Source organism: Gammaproteobacteria bacterium (genome assembly GCA_016200485.1).
Classification (GTDB): domain Bacteria; phylum Pseudomonadota; class Gammaproteobacteria; order Tenderiales; family Tenderiaceae; genus JACQEP01.
This window is the reverse complement of record JACQEP010000016.1, coordinates 176,033-195,063: the sequence shown is the minus strand read 5'-3', so window position 1 is coordinate 195,063 and position 19,031 is coordinate 176,033. Positions and strand designations below refer to the sequence as shown.

Annotated in this window: 16 protein-coding genes; 14 read left to right on the top strand and 2 right to left on the bottom strand. The window is 54.6% G+C overall.

The genetic code is table 11. The features are described 5' to 3' along the window. Positions 1 to 394: 394 nt before the first annotated feature. From HY272_10975 to mdh, 5 genes are all read left to right on the top strand, one after another. Complete coding sequence (locus HY272_10975) at positions 395 to 724, top strand: type II toxin-antitoxin system RelE/ParE family toxin (protein MBI3773206.1); 330 nt, start codon at positions 395 to 397, stop codon at positions 722 to 724. Positions 725 to 734: 10 nt separating this feature from the next. After that, complete coding sequence (locus tag HY272_10970) at positions 735 to 1,046, top strand: putative addiction module antidote protein (GenBank protein MBI3773205.1); 312 nt, start codon at positions 735 to 737, stop codon at positions 1,044 to 1,046. Positions 1,047 to 1,112: 66 nt separating this feature from the next. After that, positions 1,113 to 2,312 (top strand): multidrug effflux MFS transporter, encoded by a 1,200-nt coding sequence (locus HY272_10965; GenBank protein MBI3773204.1) that lies wholly within the window; start codon positions 1,113 to 1,115, stop codon positions 2,310 to 2,312. Positions 2,313 to 2,450: 138 nt separating this feature from the next. Then, positions 2,451 to 3,701: a malate dehydrogenase gene (locus HY272_10960; protein ID MBI3773203.1), complete on the top strand. Its 1,251-nt coding sequence runs from the start codon at positions 2,451 to 2,453 to the stop codon at positions 3,699 to 3,701. 179 nt (positions 3,702 to 3,880) lie between these two features. Beyond that, the gene (gene mdh / locus HY272_10955) at positions 3,881 to 4,795 is read left to right on the top strand and encodes a malate dehydrogenase (protein MBI3773202.1); all 915 of its coding nucleotides are present in this window, start codon (positions 3,881 to 3,883) and stop codon (positions 4,793 to 4,795) included. A gap of 151 nt (positions 4,796 to 4,946) precedes the next feature. Here mdh and HY272_10950 read toward each other — a convergent pair whose 3' ends face one another. Continuing rightward, positions 4,947 to 6,728, bottom strand: a complete 1,782-nt coding sequence (locus tag HY272_10950; GenBank protein ID MBI3773201.1) for a tetratricopeptide repeat protein — start codon at positions 6,726 to 6,728, stop codon at positions 4,947 to 4,949. 177 nt (positions 6,729 to 6,905) lie between these two features. Between HY272_10950 and HY272_10945 the strand changes: the two genes are divergently transcribed. Beyond that, positions 6,906 to 8,228: a citrate synthase gene (locus tag HY272_10945; GenBank protein MBI3773200.1), complete on the top strand. Its 1,323-nt coding sequence runs from the start codon at positions 6,906 to 6,908 to the stop codon at positions 8,226 to 8,228. A 104-nt stretch (positions 8,229 to 8,332) separates the two neighbouring features. Here the strand turns inward: HY272_10945 and HY272_10940 are convergent, their stop codons facing one another. After that, a complete protein-coding gene (locus tag HY272_10940; protein MBI3773199.1) occupies positions 8,333 to 10,747 on the bottom strand; it encodes a penicillin-binding protein 1A in 2,415 nt (804 codons plus the stop codon). Positions 10,748 to 10,984: 237 nt separating this feature from the next. Between HY272_10940 and HY272_10935 the strand changes: the two genes are divergently transcribed. The 8 genes from HY272_10935 (at position 10,985) to HY272_10900 (ending at position 19,022) form a co-directional block, all read left to right on the top strand. Next, positions 10,985 to 12,049 carry a pilus assembly protein PilM gene (locus HY272_10935; GenBank protein ID MBI3773198.1) on the top strand — a complete coding sequence of 355 codons (1,065 nt, stop codon included), beginning with the start codon at positions 10,985 to 10,987 and terminating at the stop codon, positions 12,047 to 12,049. Then, a complete protein-coding gene (locus tag HY272_10930) occupies positions 12,046 to 12,669 on the top strand; it encodes a PilN domain-containing protein (GenBank protein ID MBI3773197.1) in 624 nt (207 codons plus the stop codon). The genes HY272_10935 and HY272_10930 overlap by 4 nt, the downstream gene beginning before the upstream one ends. Positions 12,670 to 12,698: 29 nt before the next feature. Then, positions 12,699 to 13,322: a type 4a pilus biogenesis protein PilO gene (locus HY272_10925; protein MBI3773196.1), complete on the top strand. Its 624-nt coding sequence runs from the start codon at positions 12,699 to 12,701 to the stop codon at positions 13,320 to 13,322. After that, positions 13,319 to 13,882 (top strand): pilus assembly protein PilP, encoded by a 564-nt coding sequence (locus tag HY272_10920; protein ID MBI3773195.1) that lies wholly within the window; start codon positions 13,319 to 13,321, stop codon positions 13,880 to 13,882. The genes HY272_10925 and HY272_10920 overlap by 4 nt, the downstream gene beginning before the upstream one ends. Before the next feature lie 79 nt (positions 13,883 to 13,961). Continuing rightward, on the top strand, positions 13,962 to 16,091 hold the full coding sequence (locus HY272_10915; protein MBI3773194.1) for a type IV pilus secretin PilQ family protein: 2,130 nt from the start codon (positions 13,962 to 13,964) through the stop codon (positions 16,089 to 16,091). Between the two features lie 106 nt (positions 16,092 to 16,197). Then, positions 16,198 to 16,755, top strand: a complete 558-nt coding sequence (aroK, locus tag HY272_10910) for a shikimate kinase AroK (GenBank protein ID MBI3773193.1) — start codon at positions 16,198 to 16,200, stop codon at positions 16,753 to 16,755. Between the two features lie 20 nt (positions 16,756 to 16,775). After that, on the top strand, positions 16,776 to 17,855 hold the full coding sequence (gene aroB / locus HY272_10905) for a 3-dehydroquinate synthase (protein MBI3773192.1): 1,080 nt from the start codon (positions 16,776 to 16,778) through the stop codon (positions 17,853 to 17,855). 3 nt (positions 17,856 to 17,858) lie between these two features. Further along, a complete protein-coding gene (locus HY272_10900) occupies positions 17,859 to 19,022 on the top strand; it encodes a deoxyguanosinetriphosphate triphosphohydrolase (protein ID MBI3773191.1) in 1,164 nt (387 codons plus the stop codon). Positions 19,023 to 19,031 lie beyond the last annotated feature (9 nt).

Sequence of the window (19,031 nt, the reverse complement as noted above, 5' to 3'; positions counted from 1 at the left end):
AGCGTCTTCCGCCGTTATGGTCGGTCGCTCACCAGACCTCAGGGTCAAAACCCTTTAAATTTCGTAACCTAGGCGGTTCTGCTCGCACCTTATCTTGTAGCAACGATAACGAACACCCGACGGCGTATTTCACGCACCATCTCCACTGTTTTGTTTTGCAAATCGATTATGTTTGCATTTCTTCTTTTTGACAAATTAGCCCGCGCTAATATTGCGTGGCAGGGTAAGTCTCTGAAAAATATGGCGACTGACATTCCACACAAACTTCATTACTCTACATATCATCCCTATCCCTTCGCCGAGGCGGGTAATCGTTACATGTATATGCTTTGTAAGCATTATTGCAGTCAAGCGCGGGTTTGCACTTCATGTATCCTAAAGGATACAATGTGATATGCCGATAATAAATATCATCCACGAATATTTGGACGATGAGGGCCATTCGCCCTACGGCGGTTGGTTGGCAGCGCTGAATGATCCACGCGCCAAGGCGAAGGTCATCATGCAAGTGGACCGGATGGAGCTGGGACTGTTTGGCGACTCCAAGCCAGTGGGGGAAGGTGTGAGCGAATTGCGCATTCATTACGGCCCCGGTTATCGCGTCTACTATGCGAAAGATGGTGTGAATATCTATTTGCTGTTGTGTGGTGGCGATAAGTCCAGCCAAAAGAAGGATATTAAACGTGCGCTTACGTATTGGTCAGCGCACAAAAGTAACAAGTGAGGTGAAAACGATGGCGACCCGAAACGTTCGGCAAACACATAATGAGATGTTGAAAGACCTGGATGTTGCCTGTGAATATCTAAACGAGGCGCTGGAAAGTGACGATCCCGCCGTCGTTCTGATGGCGCTGCGTAATATTGCGGAGGCGCAAGAAGATGGGATTAGCGGCTTGGCAGAGCGAACCTCTCTTGGCCGTGAGAGCATGTATAAAATGCTCTCAAGCAAAGGCAATCCCAAGCTCTCCAGTTTCGTTAAGCTGATGCACGGTCTTGGGTTGAAAATCGAAGTGAAACCCGATGCGGCCCATGCGCCTCATCATTAGCCACTTGTTGAAAAAATGAGTCCTTTCTCCCTCAGAGGGAGGGCGTTTTTTAATAAGCGAAACTAAGTGCCCCATAAAATCCCCCCACCCAAAGGACTGACGCTGATCGTCGCGGTGACGTCGATGATCGGACCGTTTACCATCGATACCTATTTGCCTTCCTTCCCCGAGATTGAGGCGGAGTTTGGGGTGAGCCGGGCGTTGTTGTCGCAGAGTCTGGCGTTTTATCTGGCGGCGTTTGCGATTTCGACGCTGGTGTTGGGGCCGTTGGCGGACCGATTGGGACGGCGGCGAGTGATTCTGGGGTCGTTGTTGTTTTATATTGCAGCGTCGGTCGGCTGCGCCATGGCGGCGGACTATGGCAGCTTTTTGTTCTATCGCCTGTTGCAGGGGGTGGCGGCCGGGGGTGGCTTGGTGGCGGGGCGGGCGATGATCCGCGATGTTTACAATCCGCAGGATGCGCAGCGGGCGATGTCGCAGGTGATGATGCTGTTTGCGCTGGCGCCAGCGATAGCGCCGGTGATTGGCGGTTGGTTGCACGATGCCTTTGGCTGGCACAGTGTGTTTTATTTCCTAGCGATTTATAGCGGCCTGGTGTTTTTGCTAGTGTTGTTGCGAATTCCGGAGACGCTGGCCCCAGCCTTGCGCCAATCCTTTCATCCAGTGAATGTGGCCCGTGTTTACGGCCGCGCGTTGGTGCATCGCCGTTTTTTGTCACTGGTGTTTATTGTGAGCGGCTATTTCGGCGGTATGTTTCTTTATATTGCTGGGGCGCCGACGCTGATCTTTGATTTTTTGCATCTGCAAAGCGGCGATTTTGGTCTGATGTTCGTGCCGATGGTGATGGGCATGATCTCCGGTTCTGGGTTGAGCGCGCGGCTGGCTCATCGCTGGCCGCCGGAGCGGACGGTGAAACTGGCGTTGACGTTGATGACGGTGGGTACGGTATTGAATGTGGCGCAATCGCTGTGGCTGTTGCCGATGGTCGTCACCTCGGTGGCGCCGCTGGTGTTGTTTGCCTGTGGCATCGGATTGGCGATGCCGGCGATGACGGTGTTGTCGCTGGACTGTTTTCCCCATCATCGTGGTACAGCGTCGGCGTTGCAGGGTTTTGTGCAAATGATGGTCAATGCGCTGATTGCGAGCTTGGCGGTGCCATTGTTGAGCCTCGCGCCGAGCCATATGGCGTTGGGGCAGCTGGCGTTGTTGGTGACGTCACTGGTCTTGTGGTGGCGGATTCCGGCGGCGGAGGCGGTATCGCATTAAACGTAGGGGCGATTCATGAATCGCCCCTACAGGTGACAGGCATTATCTGCCTGCAAATCAAGTAGTAGCGCCAAGACTACGATCGTCGGGTAAAATGTATGTTATCGATCCCTGCAACTACATAACTGGATTAATGATATGAGCGATGACCTCAAGCAACGCGCCCTCAAGTATCACGAGCATCCCAAGCCCGGGAAAATCGGGACGGCGATTACCAAGCCCTGTGCCACGCAAGTCGATCTCTCGCTCGCATACACCCCGGGCGTCGCTGCGCCGGTGCGTGAGATTGATGCCGATCCGGAGGCCGCCTATCGCTATACCGGCAAGGGCAACCTGGTGGCGGTGATTACTGATGGCAGTGCGGTGCTGGGTCTGGGCAATGTCGGCGCGCTGGCCGGCAAGCCGGTGATGGAAGGCAAGGGCGTGCTGTTCAAGAAGTTTGCTGATATCGATGTGTTCGATATCGAAGTCGGCACGCAGGATCCCGCCACTTTTATCGAAACCGTCGCCAACATTGCGCCGACCTTCGGCGGCATTAATCTCGAAGACATCGCCGCGCCGCATTGTTTCACGATTGAAGATGCATTGATCGAGCGTCTCGATATTCCCGTCTTTCACGACGATCAGCACGGCACGGCGATTATCGTCGCCGCTGGCTTGCTCAACGCGCTGGAGTTGCAGGGCAAGACGCTGGCCTCGGCGCGCATCGTTTGTCTGGGCGCAGGTGCCGCGGGCATCGCCTCGATGCGGTTATTGGTGGCGCTGGGCGCGAAAAAAGAACACATCTATCTGGTCGACCGGCGTGGCGTGATACACAGCGGCCGCGACGATCTTAATATCTGGAAGAGTCAGTTCGCGCTGGATACGACCAAGCGCACGCTGGCGGATGCGATGCAGGACGCGGATGTATTTGTCGGCGTTTCAGGCCCGAATCTGGTGGCGCCGGAGATGTTGCAGGTGATGGCGCCGAAGCCGGTGGTGTTCGCGCTCTCCAATCCCGATCCCGAGATTAGTCCGGAGCTGGCGTGCCAGGTGCGTAAGGATATGATCATGGCCACGGGCCGCAGCGATTATCCCAATCAGGTGAATAACGTGCTGGGTTTTCCTTATATTTTCCGCGGTGCGCTGGACGTGCGCGCCACGCGCATCAACATCGAGATGCAAATCGGTGCCGTGCATGCGTTGAGCGCGTTGGCCAAAGAACCCGTGCCGCGCGAAGTGCTGGCCGCTTACAAGCTCGATCATCTGGCGTTCGGGCCCGATTACATCATTCCCAAGCCCTTTGACGCGCGCCTGATCGATCACGTACCGGCGGCAGTGGCGCGTGCAGCGGTGGAGACGGGGGTGGCGAGTCTGCCGTATCCGGCGCACTATAAGACAAAAATCTGAAATCCTAAAAACCTTACCACAGAGGCGCAGAGAGCACAGAGGAAGTCATAATGTCATTTTAGCGCTGCGCTCACCCGCTGCCTGCGCACATCAGCGCTATACAGAATGTTTATTCTCTGTGTACTCTGCGCCTCTGTGGTTCGGAGGGTTTACTAAAAAGCCATACAAGGAGGTGTGCTATGCGCAAAATCACAGTGGTGGGTCCCGGTCGCGTCGGTGAGTCCACGGCGCAGAATCTTGCCAAAGAAGAGCTGTGTCGCGAGCTGGTATTGTTGGGCACGGACGCGCAGGTGGCGCAAGGCATCGCACTCGATATCCAGGAGAGCGCGCCGCAATTCGAATTTGATACGCGTGTAACTGGTGGTGCCGATCCGGCGCTGATGGCGGGTTCCGATCTGGTGATTGTTACTGCCGGTTTGCCGCGTAAACCGGGCATGTCGCGTGCTGAGTTGATGCAGGTCAACAAGACCGTCATCGGCTCGATCATGGACAACGTGTTGCACCATGCACCGGAGGCCATGCTGCTGCTGGTGACCAATCCGGTGGATGCATTGACCTACTTTGCCTGGCAGCGCACGGGCTGGCCGCGGCAGCGGGTGTTGGGTTTGTCCGGTGTGCTGGACAGTGCCCGCATGGCGAGTTTCATCGCCGCCGAAGCAAAGCTTTCGATCGAAGACGTGCGCGCGCTGGTGATCGGCGGTCACGGCGATGGCATGGTACCGTTGCCGCGTTACAGTACGATCAGCGGTATTCCCATCACTCACTTTCTTGATGCCGCAACGGTGGAGCGCGTTTGCGAGCGCACACGCAAGGGCGGCGCCGAAATCCTCGCGCTCAAACAAAATGCCAGCGCCTATGATGCCCCCGCTGCGGCGATTGCCGAAATGGTCGATGCCATTGCCCATGACCGGCGCCGTATTCTGCCTTGTGTTGCCGTGCTTGAGGGTGAATATGGTTGTCGCGATCTGGCGATGGGGGTGCCGGTGGTGTTGGGTGCGGGTGGGGTGGAACGGGTGATTGAGTTGCCGTTAACGACAGAGGAACAAAACGCCTTGGTGCGTTCGGCAGCGCAGGTGCGTGAGAGTTTGAGTTAGAAAATATAAAAACTTTAACCGCGAAGGGCGCAAAGGAGCGCAAAGAAAGCCAGTAAAGAGAAAACATTTACACGACAACTTACGTAGCATCCTTCAGTCAATTGACGCTTTTTCCTTTGTATACTTTGCGGCCTTCGCGGTTTAGTATGTTTTAAGGTTGTTCAAGATAATCCCGCCACATCGTGCGATAAGCCTCTTCCATCGCAGTCGCCAAACCTTCACCATCGCACAGCGGCGAGGCCGCCATCGCGGCGCGTTGTGTTTGCCGCAGTTCAGCACGCAGTTGCGGATTGTTCGCCAGTGAAACGGCAATCTCGATATATTCTTCCGTGGTATTGGCGATCCATTCGCTGCGGTTTATGGCGCTGAGCTTGCTCGCCGCCAGCCGTTCGACATAACGCTGTCCGGCCAAAGTAATTACCGGTAATCCCATCCACAACGCGTCGGCGGCGGTGGTGCCGCCGGAGCGGGGGAAAGTGTCCAACGCAATATCAATCTCGTTGTAGACATTTAAGTAATCGGGAAACGGTGAGGCACCTTGCAATTGCAGTCGATCTGGCGCGATGCCATGCTGCCGGAATTTTTCGGCAATCAATTGTCGTTCATGTGGCTGGTCGAGATAACGGGACTTCAATAATAGGCGTGAACCCGGAACACGATTCAGAATCGTGCACCAGGCGCTAATAACAGCGTCACCCAGTTTGCGTGTGTTGTTAAAACTGCCGAAGGTGAGGGGTGCGTGGGCGGCGCGTGGTTGTATGTCAGGTGCGCCGGCGGGCGGTTGATAAACCACCCAGCAGCGCGGCAGACGATAGATGGTTTCGCTGGCGCAGTCATGAGTATTGTCAGGATGCAGAACGTTATCTGTGATCCAATAGTCCATCGCCTGCAAACCAGTGGTCGCGCAATAGCCTAAATACGTCGCCTGGATCGGCGCGGGTTTGTAGGTAAAAATCGGGAGCCGACTGAATGCAGTGTGGCCGGCAAGATCGATCAGGATGTCGATTTGGTCGTCATGAATCATGTGCGCGACTTGTTCATCCGGCGTATTGATGGTTGAGCGCCAGTGATCGGCGAGCGATTGCAGGTGTTTGGTGACTGCATCCGGCTCAAACACCTCGGCGTAACAAAAGATTTCAACCTGATCGCGATGATGTTTCGCCAGTAAGGGTTCGATGAAGGTGCTGACCGGGTGGCGGCGAAAATCCGGCGACACGTAACCAATGCGTAACCGTTTATGGGGGTCGCCGTGGCGCGAGTGTGCGAATTGATGTTGCCTGCCATGTGCGCCGTAGATGCGATCCCATTGGCGATGTTCTTCAAGCACTTGCTCGGGGGTGGAGAGGCAGTAATAACTCAACAAGAAGAGTAGATTTTGACGCGCATTCTGCAGTTGTGGATTGTGTTTGAGCGCGAGTTGGAATTGTGCTGCCGCTTCATTCAACAAGGCTTTGCGTTCCAGATCCATGCCCAGATTGTTATGAGCCTCGGCGAAACCGGGTTTGAGTGCGATAGCTTTACGGTAGGCTTCAATCGCATCGTCATAGCGCCCTTCGCGGGTATAGACGACGCCCAGATTCATGTGAATGGCGGCAGAGTGGGGGGCGATGGCCAGTGCCCGTTCATAGGCCCGGGCGGCGGCCTGGATATTGCCCAGCATGCTGTACATAGTGCCGAGATTGCCCAAATAAGCTTCTGATTTTGGATTGGCGGCTACGGCCTGCTCGATGAACTGGACGGCGGATTGAGTGTCGCCGGCACGATGGCAGATAAGCCCCAGCAGATGTAGTGCTTCTGCGTGTTGCGGGTTGAGCTGTAAGATGTCCGTGCAACCGGAGCGTGCTTGTTGAAGGTAACCAGAATTAAAATAACCCTGTGCTTGCTGAAACAGGGTATTAATTCTGGCTTGATGTTTCTTATTAAGCTTCTTCACGTTAAGGTGGCGATTGGCTAATATTTTTTGCAGTATAACTCAGTGCCAGGAAAAACAAGACTATTTCGGGGTTTGTTTTCAGGTAAAGCGACATGGAAACAAGCAGTTGGATTAAAGCGGGCATGGCGTTTGGCCGCTAGAGTGTGAAGAAACAACTTACTGGTTGAGGACGCGTGTATGGCAAAGGCCAAAGATAGCGAATCGAAAAAAGACACAGTAACTGTTATTGATAACGCCACAGGTAAGCAGATCGAGTTGCCTGTGCATCGCGGCACACATGGTCCAGGCGCGGTGGATATCATGTCTTTCTACAAAGAACTCGGTTATGTCACATACGACCCCGGATTCATGTCGACCGCCAGTTGCCGCAGCGCGATCACGTATATCGATGGCGACAAGGGGGAGTTGCTGTATCGCGGCTATCCCATCGAGCAGCTGGCGGAAAAGAGTACCTTTCTCGAAGTGGCCTATTTGCTGGTGTATGGCGAGTTGCCGAGCCGTGAGCAGTTAACAACATTCAGTACCGGAATTATTCATCATACGATGATTCGTGAAAGCCTGAGGAGTTTTTATCAAGGTTTTCAATACAACGCACATCCAATGGCGATTATGGTCGGTGTCGTCGGTTCGCTGTCGGCGTTCTATCATGATTCCACCGATATTCGAAATGCCAGGCACCGTGAAATCGCCGCGCATCGGTTAATGGCCAAGATGCCGACAATTGCGGCGGCGAGTTATAAACATTCCATCGGTGAGCCGTTTGTCTATCCGCGCAACAGCCTGAGCTACACCGGCAATTTGCTGCATATGATGTTTTCAGTGCCGTGCGAGGAATATTATGTCAATCCCATCGCCGAGCGGGCACTGGATTTGATTTTTATTCTGCATGCGGATCATGAACAAAATGCCAGTACTTCCACGATTCGTCTGGCCGGTAGTTCGGCGGCCAATCCATTTGCCTGCGTGGCATCCGGTATCGCTGCATTGTGGGGGCCCGCCCATGGCGGTGCCAATGAGGCAGTGTTGGGGATGCTGGAAGAAATCGGCGATGTGAAACACATTCAGAAATTTCTTGATCGCGCCAAAGACAAGAATGACAGTTTTCGATTGATGGGCTTTGGCCATCGCGTCTACAAGAACTATGATCCGCGCGCCAAGATCATTCGCCAGATGTGCCATGAGGTGCTGGAGAAATTGGGCGATGCCAATGACCCGTTATTCGAGCTGGCGATGCGGCTGGAAGAGGTTGCGCTCAAGGACGATTATTTCCGCGAGCGTTCCTTGTATCCGAATGTCGATTTTTACTCCGGCATCATTTATAAGGCGTTGGGTATCCCGGTGAATATGTTTACGGTGATGTTTGCGATTGCGCGCACCGTAGGCTGGGTGGCACAGTGGATGGAAATGATCTCCGATCCCAACCAGCGGATCGCACGGCCACGACAGTTGTATGTTGGTGCGGCCGAGCGGGATTATGTGGATATTAACAAGCGAAGTTAGAAAATCCAACGCGAAGGCGCAAAGGTGCGGAGAAAAGCTAAAAATACGAACGCACTCATTGAGCGTTATCTTTGCGCCTTCGCGTTAGGGTTTCGCTCGTTTTTTCAGAACAGCGGCTGCGATGCCGTGCCGCCATCGCGCCCGCGGCTGCCTGAGGAGACGGAATCGTCAGGCAGGTCGCTTTGTCGTTGCGGTGCATCTTCAACCTTGAAAATTTCAAAAATGGCATTGGCCTGATTGCCGCGCGCTAACATGCCTGTCTCCGGATCGATGCGAACGCTAATGATACCCGGCGGTTGCGGGGGATCGATTTGCGGTTTGCCCTCTAAAGCGACGCGCATGACGTCCATCCAGATCGGCAGGGCCGAACGGCCACCGGTTTCATCGTTGCCCAGCGGGTGCGAATCATCGAAACCAACCCAGCTGACGGTAACCAAGTCTTTATTAAAGCCAGCGAACCAGGCGTCACGCTGATCATTGGTGGTGCCTGTTTTACCGGCGAGGTCGTTGCGGCCAAGCTGCATCGCGCGGGTGGCGGTGCCTGCGCGGATGACGTCACGCATCATGCTGGTCATGATGTAGATATTTTGCGGGGAGACGGTACGCTTCGCCAGCGGTTGGCCGCTGGCAGTGGTGGTGGGTGCGGGCGCCGTCTCGGTGGGCGTTGTGCCGTCAGCGCTGGGGGTGATCACGGGTTCGCATTCACGACAAGCGACGACGGGTTTGGCCTGGAACAGGAGTTTGCCATTCATGTCTTCGATGCGTGAGATGTAATAAGGCTGCACCAGAAATCCGCCATTAGCGAACACGGTATAGCCACGCGCCAATTCGAGCGGGGTGACTTCACCGCTGCCCAGGGCTAACGACAAGTTGCGCGGCAGATGGCTGCGGTCGAACCCGAAGCGGGTGGCGTGGTCGAGGGCGACATCAGGGCCCACGGCTTGTAATAAACGGATGGATACCAGGTTACGCGAGTGAGTGAGGGCTTCGCGCATGCGGGTCGGGCCATAGAATTTACCGCTGAAGTTTTCCGGCCGCCATGCGGATTCGAGGCTGGGGTCGTCGAAAACGACAGGCGCGTCATTGATAATCGAGGCCGCAGTGAAGCCATGTTCCAGCGCCGCTGAATAGATAAACGGCTTGAAGCTGGAGCCCGGCTGGCGTTTGGCCTGGATCACGCGATTGAATTTGCTCTGGTAAAAATCGAAGCCGCCGCTTAAGGCGCGAATTGCGCCGTTATCGGGATCGATAGACACGGTCGCGCCCGAAACTGCGGGGATTTGTGCCAAAGACCACTTGCCGGGGGTAACGTTTTCAACATAGACCACATCGCCGCTGGCGACGGGATTGGTTTTGCCAGAACGAAGGGCCCAGGATAAGCCATCTGCTTCGAGTTTGATCTTGCTGCCATCGGCCAGCAGCGCAGTGGCGGTGCTGGCTTGAGTCGACAAAATCAATGCGGGCTTGAGTCCACCGATGTCCGGATCCGAGGCGAGCAGATCGGGCAGCTGGGCGGCATCGGCGCGGGAGTCAATTTGTACTTTGCGCACCGGGCCACGGTAGCCGTGGCGACGTTCGAAATCGAGTAATCCCTTGCGCAGTGCGGTATCGGATGCGGATTGCAGCGATGAGTTGAGGGTGGTGTAAACGTTGAGGCCTTTGGTATAGGCATCTTCACCGTATTGAGCGTAAAGATCGGCACGGACCATTTCGCCGATGTAGGGTGCATCGGCGCCGATGGCGGAGGCGTGCAAGGTAGCCCCCGAGGGTTGCGCCTTTGCCGTTTCGTATTCCTTGTCGGAAATAAATCGCAGTTGCCGCATCCGTTTGAGGACGTAGTCGCGTCTTAACAGGGCGCGCTGTGGGTCGGCGATGGGGTTGTAGCGCGAAGGGGCCTTGGGCAGGCCTGCGATCATGGCAAATTGATCGATGCTTAGTTCGGCCAATGGCTTGCCATAATAAATTTGCGCAGCCGCGCCTACACCATAGGCACGATTGCCGAGATAGATCTTGTTCAGATAAAGCTCCAGGATTTGTTCCTTGGTCAGCTCATGTTCGATCTTGAAGGACAGCAGGATTTCGTTGAGTTTGCGCAAATAGGTCTTTTCGTTGCTGAGAAAGAAGTTACGCGCAACCTGCATGGTAATGGTGCTGCCGCCCTGAGCCTTTTCACCGGTGGTGGCCAATACCACGGCGGCACGAACCAGGCCTTGGTAGTCAACCCCAGGATGATGAAAAAAGCGATCATCTTCGGCAGCGAGTACGGCCTTGATCATCGGCTCCGGGACTTGATCGTAGCTGAGCGGGATGCGTTTTTTGGTGCCATATTCAGCGATCAGCTGGCCGTCCTCGGCAAAAACCTGAAGCGGGACCTGGAATTGGATGTCGCGCAGCATTTCCACCGATGGCAGCTGCGGGATCAGAATGGCGAATGAGGCACCCAGTCCGACCAGGCCGAGGAGGCCTAAGGCCAGGATCCCGAAGAGGATGCGACGCAGAAAATTGTTAAACAGTTTCATGTATAGACTCGGATCAGGTCGAAGGTAAAGTGAACATGGCCGTGTATCTTACCGTAGTACAGCTAATGTTTGACAGGCAGTTACCGATAACTAGTTCACATAATGATTGACGGATAGCACTAACTATTGGAATTATCGCATGATTGCTCTTGTGAAGAGACTTAAGTATGGGCATGAATGCCCGATAACCCGTAGGTAGCTTGGATACCGTACGGATTTCTGCAAAGGAATGAGGTTTTGGAACTCTTCAAACGCAAAGCACCTACCCTGCTGGGATTGGACATCAGCGCCACCGCTGTCAAATTGCTTGAACTAAGCGAAGCGGGGAGCCGTTACCGGGTCGAAAGCTATTCCGTGGTGCCCTTGCCGCCGCATGCCGTGGTGGAAAAAAACATCGCCGATGTCGAGTCCGTAGGCGCAGCCATTAACAAGGCGGTCAAACGCGCCGGTCCCCGCACCAAATTTGCAGCTGTTGCCGTCGCCGGTTCGGCGGTGATTACCAAAGTCATCACCATGCCCGGCAATCTCAGCGAAGAAGATTTGGAATCGCAGATCGGCCTGGAAGCCGATCAATACATTCCCTATCCGCTGGATGAAGTGAACATGGATTTTCAGATCATCGGGCCTTCGGAAAAAACCGCCGATAGCGTGGACGTGTTATTGGCGGCATCGCGTAGCGAGAATGTCGATGTGCGTGTCGCTTCTTGTGAATTAGGCGGACTGATCGCCAGGGTGGTGGATGTCGAGGCCTATGCCATGGAGACGGCATTTGCCTTGATCGCCGCACAATTGCCGAATAACGGTGAGGGCGCGACCGTTGCCGTGCTCGATGTCGGCGCGACGATGACCACCCTGAATGTGTTGCATGACTCCAGGATTATCTATACCCGTGAACAGGTGTTTGGCGGAAAGCAGCTGACCGAAGAAATTCAGCGCCGTTACGGGCTTTCGTACGAAGAAGCGGGTTTGGCGAAGAAGCAGGGAGGGTTGCCGGATAACTATGTACCGGAAGTGCTCAAGCCCTTTAAAGACGCCATGGTGCAGCAGGTGAGTCGTTCACTCCAGTTTTTCTTCTCTTCCAGTCAATACAACAGTATTGATCATGTCGTCCTGGCCGGCGGTTGTGCCTCCATTCCCGGGATAGATGAGTTGATCGAAGAAAGATTGGGCGTAACCACGGTGGTGGCCAATCCCTTTGCCAATATGTCCTTGTCTTCAAAGATTAAACCACAGCAGCTGAGTGCAGATGCCCCGGCATTGATGATTGCGTGCGGTTTGGCGATGCGGAGTTTTGATCGATGACGCGCATTAACCTTCTCCCATGGCGCGAAGCATTACGTAAGGAAAGGCAACGTCAATTCGTGTCGATCGGCGCTGGCGCCGCTATTTTGATGGCGGCGATCATTTTATATTTGCATATCCATATCAGCGGCATGATTGGGACTCAAGAGGCGCGCAACACTTTTCTTCAAGGTGAAATCGACAAGGTCGATGCCTCGATCAAGGAAATTGCCGAGCTGGATGTCAAGAAGAAGAAATTGCTACAGCGCATGACAGTGATACAGGATTTGCAAAGCCGTCGTCCTCTGGCAGTCCATATGATAGATGAGCTGGTGCGCGTGATGCCCGAAGGCTTGTACCTGACCAAAATCACTCAAAAAGAAGCCGAGATCGAGCTTGAAGGTGTAGCACAATCCAATGCGCGCGTCTCATCACTAATGAATAATCTGGAAAAATCCGAATGGTTCAAAGACCCAAGGCTGGATGTGATTCAGGCGCAGGAAGGAAAAGAGGCGGCGCGCGGCAATCGCTTTTTGCTTAAGGTGAGCCAGCGCAACCCGGCCGATCCTAACGGCGATAGAGATCCTAATAAGACTGAGGGGAAGAAAGGTGGCAAAGGTAAGGCGGGGGGTAAAAAATAATGAACCTCAATCTAAAAGACCTCAAGTCGATTGACCTCGAACAATTCAAGAATCTCGATTTCAACGATGCGGGTGCCTGGCCGTTGCCGGTCAAGGTGGTGGCAATCGCTGTTGTCTGCGCCGCCGTCTTGTTTGCCGGCTATTGGTTTGATACCCAGAATCAATTGGCGAACTTGGAGGCGCTCAGGAATAAAGAAGCAGAGCTGAAACAAACATTCGAGCAAAAACATTACCGCGCGGTGAATGTTGAAGAATACAAGCAGCAAATGACGGAAATGGAACAGTCATTTGGCACGATGCTGCGCCAGCTGCCGAGTAAAACGGAGGTGGCTGCCTTGTTGGTAGATGTGTCCCAGGCCGGCGTTGCCAATGGGCTTAATTTTGAATTGTTCAAGCCGGTGCCCGAGGTGCCTGCCGAGTTTTATGCCGAGCTGCCGATCAATATCAAGGTCACAGGCACCTATCATGACTTTGGCAAATTCGTCAGTGACGTGGCAGCCTTGCCGCGGATTGTGACGTTGAATGATATTGCAATAACTCCAAAAGAAGGTAAGGAAAAGAAGAGTAATCGTTTGGTGATGACGGCCACCGCCAAGACTTTCCGTTATATGGAAGAAGATAAATCCGCCAAGGGTGAGGAGAAGGCCAAGTGAGCGCTCATCATCATAATCGATCCCGGTCGTGGCGGACGTCATTGGTGTTGTCATTGGCTACGTTGCTGTTGGCAGCATGTTCGAGCGGTGAGTTTGCCGATTTGCAGGGCTATATCGCCGACGTCAAGGCGAAGAACAAGGGTCGCATCGAACCCATGCCGGAATTTAGTCCGCCAGCGAATTTTGCCTACGCAGCGATGAATTTGGATGATCCGTTTGTCACTTGGGATACAAAATTATCGCAGGAAAATAACGGTGCTAATAAAAAGTATACCGGTACTGGACCGCACCCTGATTTTGAGCGCCGCCGCGAGCCTATGGAAAGCTTCCCGCTGGACACCTTGCATATGGTGGGCACCATGCGGCGCGGCAAGCAATTGTTTGCGCTGGTGCAAACCCCGGATGGACTGGTCAGTCGAGTGGTGCCTGGCAATTATCTCGGCCAGAACCATGGGCGCATTCTAAACGTGAATGAAGAAAAGATTGAGTTGGTTGAAATTGTGCCGGACGGACTTGGCGGCTGGTTGGAGCGCCCGGCAACCATGTCGATAGTTGAGTGATCCCATAGAGGGCAAGGCAATGATACGAGCGGATCTGACAAATTTTAAAGAGCGGCGGCATCAGTCGCGACTGGCGTGGATGCTGTTGGCATCGCTGTTGCCGAGCGTAGCGCTGGCGCAGGAAGAAGCAACGGCTGAAACAGCGCCGGTGGTGGAGGCTGTGGCGCCTGTCGAGACGGCCACTGCGAATCAGGATCAGAATGCGCTGCAGGCGGTAGATGTTGTGAATCTGGCCGGCAATCGGGTGCAGATTAAATTTACCATGAAGCAGGGTGCGTCCGAACCGCTGAGTTTTACCATCGATAATCCAGCACGCATCGCCTTTGATTTTGCGCGCACCAAAAATGCCTTGCCACAACGCAATACCAATATTGGCGTCGGCGTGGCCCGCAGTCTAAGCGCAGTGGAGGCTAATGGCCGGACTCGTGTGGTGCTCAATCTCGTGCGTCTGGTGCCTTATGAGACGCGCGTTGAGGGTAATGACATTTATGTGGTGCTCAATTCCAGTGAGCAAGTGGCAACCTCGATGCTGCCAATGGCCGAAACCAGGCCGTCTGCCGTCGTCAGTGGGCATGCCCCTGCTGTTGGCCGCTCGATCAAGAACGTTGATTTCCGTCGTGGCGAGAAAGGCGAAGGCCGAATTATTGTTACGCTCTCCGATCCAGGCACCAACGTCAATATTCATCAGGAAGCGGGTAAGGTCGCTGTCGATTTCATGGATGCCACCTTGCCGGAACAGCTGTCGCAACGTTTGGATGTCACGGATTTTGCAACGCCGGTGACGGATATTGAAACGGTGCGTCAGGGCAGTGGTGTGCGGATGCTGATCAGCGCCAAGGGCGCCTATGAGCATTTGGCTTTTCAATCGGACAACCTGCTGACTATCGAAGTCAAAAAGACCGATGAAAAAGACAAGGAGATGCTGGCGGCCGGCCCAAAGAAGAGCTATACCGGCGACCGGTTGTCGCTGAATTTCCAGAATATTGAGGTGCGTGCAGTATTGCAGTTGATCGCTGATTTTACCAACATGAATCTGGTAACCAGCGATACGGTCAAAGGCAGCTTAACGCTGCGTTTGCAAAATGTACCGTGGGATCAGGCGCTGGACATCATCCTCAAGACGAAGGGTCTGGACATGCGCAAGACGGATAATGTGGTTTACATCGGTCCGGCGGATGAAATCGCTGCCCGCGAGAAACAGGATCTTGAGTCGCGGCGCCAGATCCAGGAGCTGGAGCCACTGTATTCCGAGATGATTCAAATTAATTATGCCCGTGCGGCCGATATTGCCACCCTGCTCAAGGCGGAGAAGAACAGCGTCTTGTCGTCGCGCGGCAGTGTGTCCATCGATACCCGTACCAATACCTTATTAGTGCAGGATACTGCGGACAAACTGGCGCAGGCGCGCAAACTGATCGCATCTCTGGACATTCCGGTGAAGCAGGTGTTGATCGAGTCACGTATCGTAATCGCCAATAGCGATTTTGGTAGAGATCTGGGTGCCCGTTTTGGTATTTCACGGGATACCGGTATGACGTCCAGCGGTCACGAGAGTGTCACGTCCGGCAGCATCACGGCTGTCGATCAGCTCATTAACAATGAAACTTTGGTTGCGCCGGGCCGGCTCAATGTCAATCTGCCGGTGACGAGCCCGGCGGGTTCGATCGCCATGGGTTTGGCCAAGCTGCCATTTGGCACCATGGTCGATCTCGAGCTGTCGGCGATGCAGAGTGAGGGCAAGGGCGAGGTGATCTCGACGCCGCGTGTGATCACGGCTAACCAGAAAGAAGCGCTGATTGAGCAAGGTGTGGAAATCCCTTATCTGGAAGCTTCTTCATCAGGTTCAACATCCGTATCGTTCAAGAAGGCAGTGCTGAGCCTGCGGGTTACGCCCCAGATCACGCCAGATGACCGGGTGATCATGGATCTTAAGGTCAATAAGGACAGTGTGGGCACTGTTTATAACGGTGTGCCCAGTATCAACACCCGCGAGATCAATACCCAGGTGCTGGTGCAGAACGGCGAGACCGTGGTCCTGGGTGGGGTTTATGAGCAATCGAAGAACGACGGCGTGACCAAGGTGCCATTCTTCGGTGATCTGCCGCTGATTGGCTGGATGTTCCGTTCGACGACCAAGTCGGATAACAAGGAAGAATTGCTGATCTTCATCACGCCCAAGATCGTTAAAGAGGGCTCATCGATTCAGTAGCATGTGGGCATTCGCAGGATACCCAGGGCCGCAACAGCGGCCCTGTTCTTTTGTGGGGTTGCAGAATTTAGCGTTAGGGCCGTGTTTCTGATACATTTTCTCCTCTATGAATTTCGATACCTACCCATTCCCCGCCGCCAAACACGAGAATGTCTTTCTCGTCGGGCCGATGGGCGCCGGCAAGACCACGATTGGCCGGCAGCTGGCCAAGCGGCTGGCGTGGGAATTTGTCGATAGCGATCATGAAATTGAGCACCGTACCGGCGTCTCTATCCCCCTGATTTTTGAAATTGAGGGTGAGGCGGGTTTTCGCAAGCGGGAACAGGCGGTGATTGATGAGCTGACTCAGCGGCGCGGTATCGTCTTGGCGACCGGGGGTGGGGCGGTGTTGGATCCGGACAACCGCCGCCACCTGGCGGCGCGGGGGATGGTAGTTTATCTGCGCGCCTCGTTGGATACCCTCTTTGAGCGCACAGCGCGCGACAAGAACCGGCCGTTGTTGCAGACCGATGATCCGCGGAGTCGGTTGGCGGCAATATTGGAACAGCGCGATCCGTTGTATCGCGAAATGGCGGATGTCATTATCGATACCGATAAACACGGCGCGCGCGAGGTGGTGCGTGATCTGGTGCGGCGAATCAGCCCCGATCATGATTACGAATGAAGCATGGGAATGAAGGCAGTATGAAAACACTCACGGTGGAGCTTGGTGAGCGCAGTTATCCGATTTTTATCGGCCGTGATTTATTGCGCCGCGCAGAATTGATCGCGCCCTATCTTGGCGGCAAAGAGGTGTTGATTGTGACTAATACTACGGTTGCCCCCCTGTATCTGGATGTGGTGAAAACAGCGCTTGCGGGGCGCCGCGTGGAAGCAGTGATCCTGCCCGATGGCGAGGAATACAAATCGCTGACCGTGCTCAACGACATTTTCACGGCTTTGTTGCAGCATCGCTTTTCACGCAAGGCGACCATCGTCGCACTCGGCGGTGGCGTGATCGGCGACATGGCGGGGTTTGCCGCCGCCTGTTATCAGCGCGGCGTGCCGTTTGTGCAAATCCCCACCACCTTGCTGTCGCAGGTGGATTCTTCCGTGGGTGGCAAAACGGCGGTGAATCATCCGCTGGGTAAAAACATGATCGGCGCCTTTTATCAGCCGCGGTGTGTGATTGCCGATACCGAGACCTTGAATACGCTCGCTGATCGTGAGTTGGCGGCAGGCATGGCCGAAGTGATTAAATATGGCGTGATCCGTGATCCGGAATTTTTTGTCTGGCTGGAACATAATATCGATCAGTTGCTGGCGCGTGATCCGGCGGCATTGGCTTGCGCCGTCGAGCGTTCTTGTCGTAACAAGGCGGAAGTGGTGGCGGCAGATGAAACCGAGCAAGGCCAGCGTGCGTTGCTCAATCTGGGGCATACCTTTGGCCACGCCATTGAGACCGGCATGGGTTATGGCGCCTGGTTGCATGGTGAGGCGGTGGCGGCGGGGATGGCGATGGCTGCTGATTTGTCGGCGCGCCTGGGCTGGATTGATCGCGCCGCTGTGCAGCGAATCGAAGCCTTGTTGCAGCGGTCAAAGTTACCCTTGCGCGCGCCAAAGGCGCTGAGTGTGGAGCGGATGCTGGATTTGATGGCGGTGGACAAGAAGGTTGAAGAAGGCCAGTTGCGTCTGGTGTTGTTGCGCGCTATCGGTGAAGCAGTAGTGACGGCGGATTTTAAAGCAGATGCCTTGCGCCAAACGTTGGAGCAATGTCGGGAGTAGTCAATGGAAGAGCGAACATTGCCACTTGCTGTCTATGCGGCGCATCCAGAGCGTTCGCGGGGACGTTGTCATGCCGAGCCCGCGCCCACGTATCGCAGTGAATATCAGCGCGATCGCGATCGCATCGTCCATTCATCTGCCTTCCGGCGTCTGGAGTATAAAACCCAGGTCTTCGTCAATCATGAAGGCGACATGTTCCGCACCCGGCTCACGCATTCGATTGAAGTGGCGCAGATCGGGCGCTCGATTGCGCGCGTGCTGGGCTTGAATGAAGATCTGACGGAAGCGATTGCGCTGGCGCACGATCTTGGTCATACGCCGTTTGGCCATGCGGGGCAGGATGTGTTGAATGAATGCATGCGTGATTACGGTGGTTTCGAACACAATCTGCAATCGTTGCGTGTGGTGGATGAGCTGGAAGAAAAATATGCCGATTTTCCCGGCTTGAATCTCACCTTTGAAACGCGCGAGGGAATACTTAAACATTGCAGTCTTGGTAAGGTGGCAACGCTTGGCGATCTGGGGCAACGGTTTCTGGAAAAGCGCCAGCCCGGTCTGGAGGCGCAACTCGCCAATCTGGCCGATGAAATTGCCTATAACAATCATGATGTTGACGATGGCCTGCGCGCCGGGTTGATTAGCGTCGAGCAGTTGTGTGAAATCGAGTTATTTCGCCGTCAGCACGATGAAGTGGCGCAGCGATATCCCGAACTGGGTGGCCGGCGTCAGACACATGAAATCATTCGCCGCATGATCAATGCCCAGGTCAGTGATTTGGTCAACAACACGCGCGCCACGCTGGCTCAGATTCAACCGGCAAGCATTGATGATGTGCGTCAACAGCAGCAGCCATTAGTCAGCTTCAGTGAACCGATGCGGCAGCTGAATTCCGAATTGAAACGCTTCCTGCGCCACAATCTCTATCAGCATTACCGCGTACAGCGCATGACCAGCAAGGCCAGTCGTGTCATCCGCGATTTGTTTGCCGCGTTCATGGCCGAACCGAAATTGTTGCCGCCAGAACAGGCCGAACATGCTCGTTATTTTGAAGTCGAGCAGGGAGAGCCCGGGCGAGCGAGGGCGGTGGCCGATTACATCGCCGGGATGACGGATCGCTATGCCATTCTTGAACATGATCGGATGTTTAGTCCGGCGGCGCTCACCTAAGAAAGAATG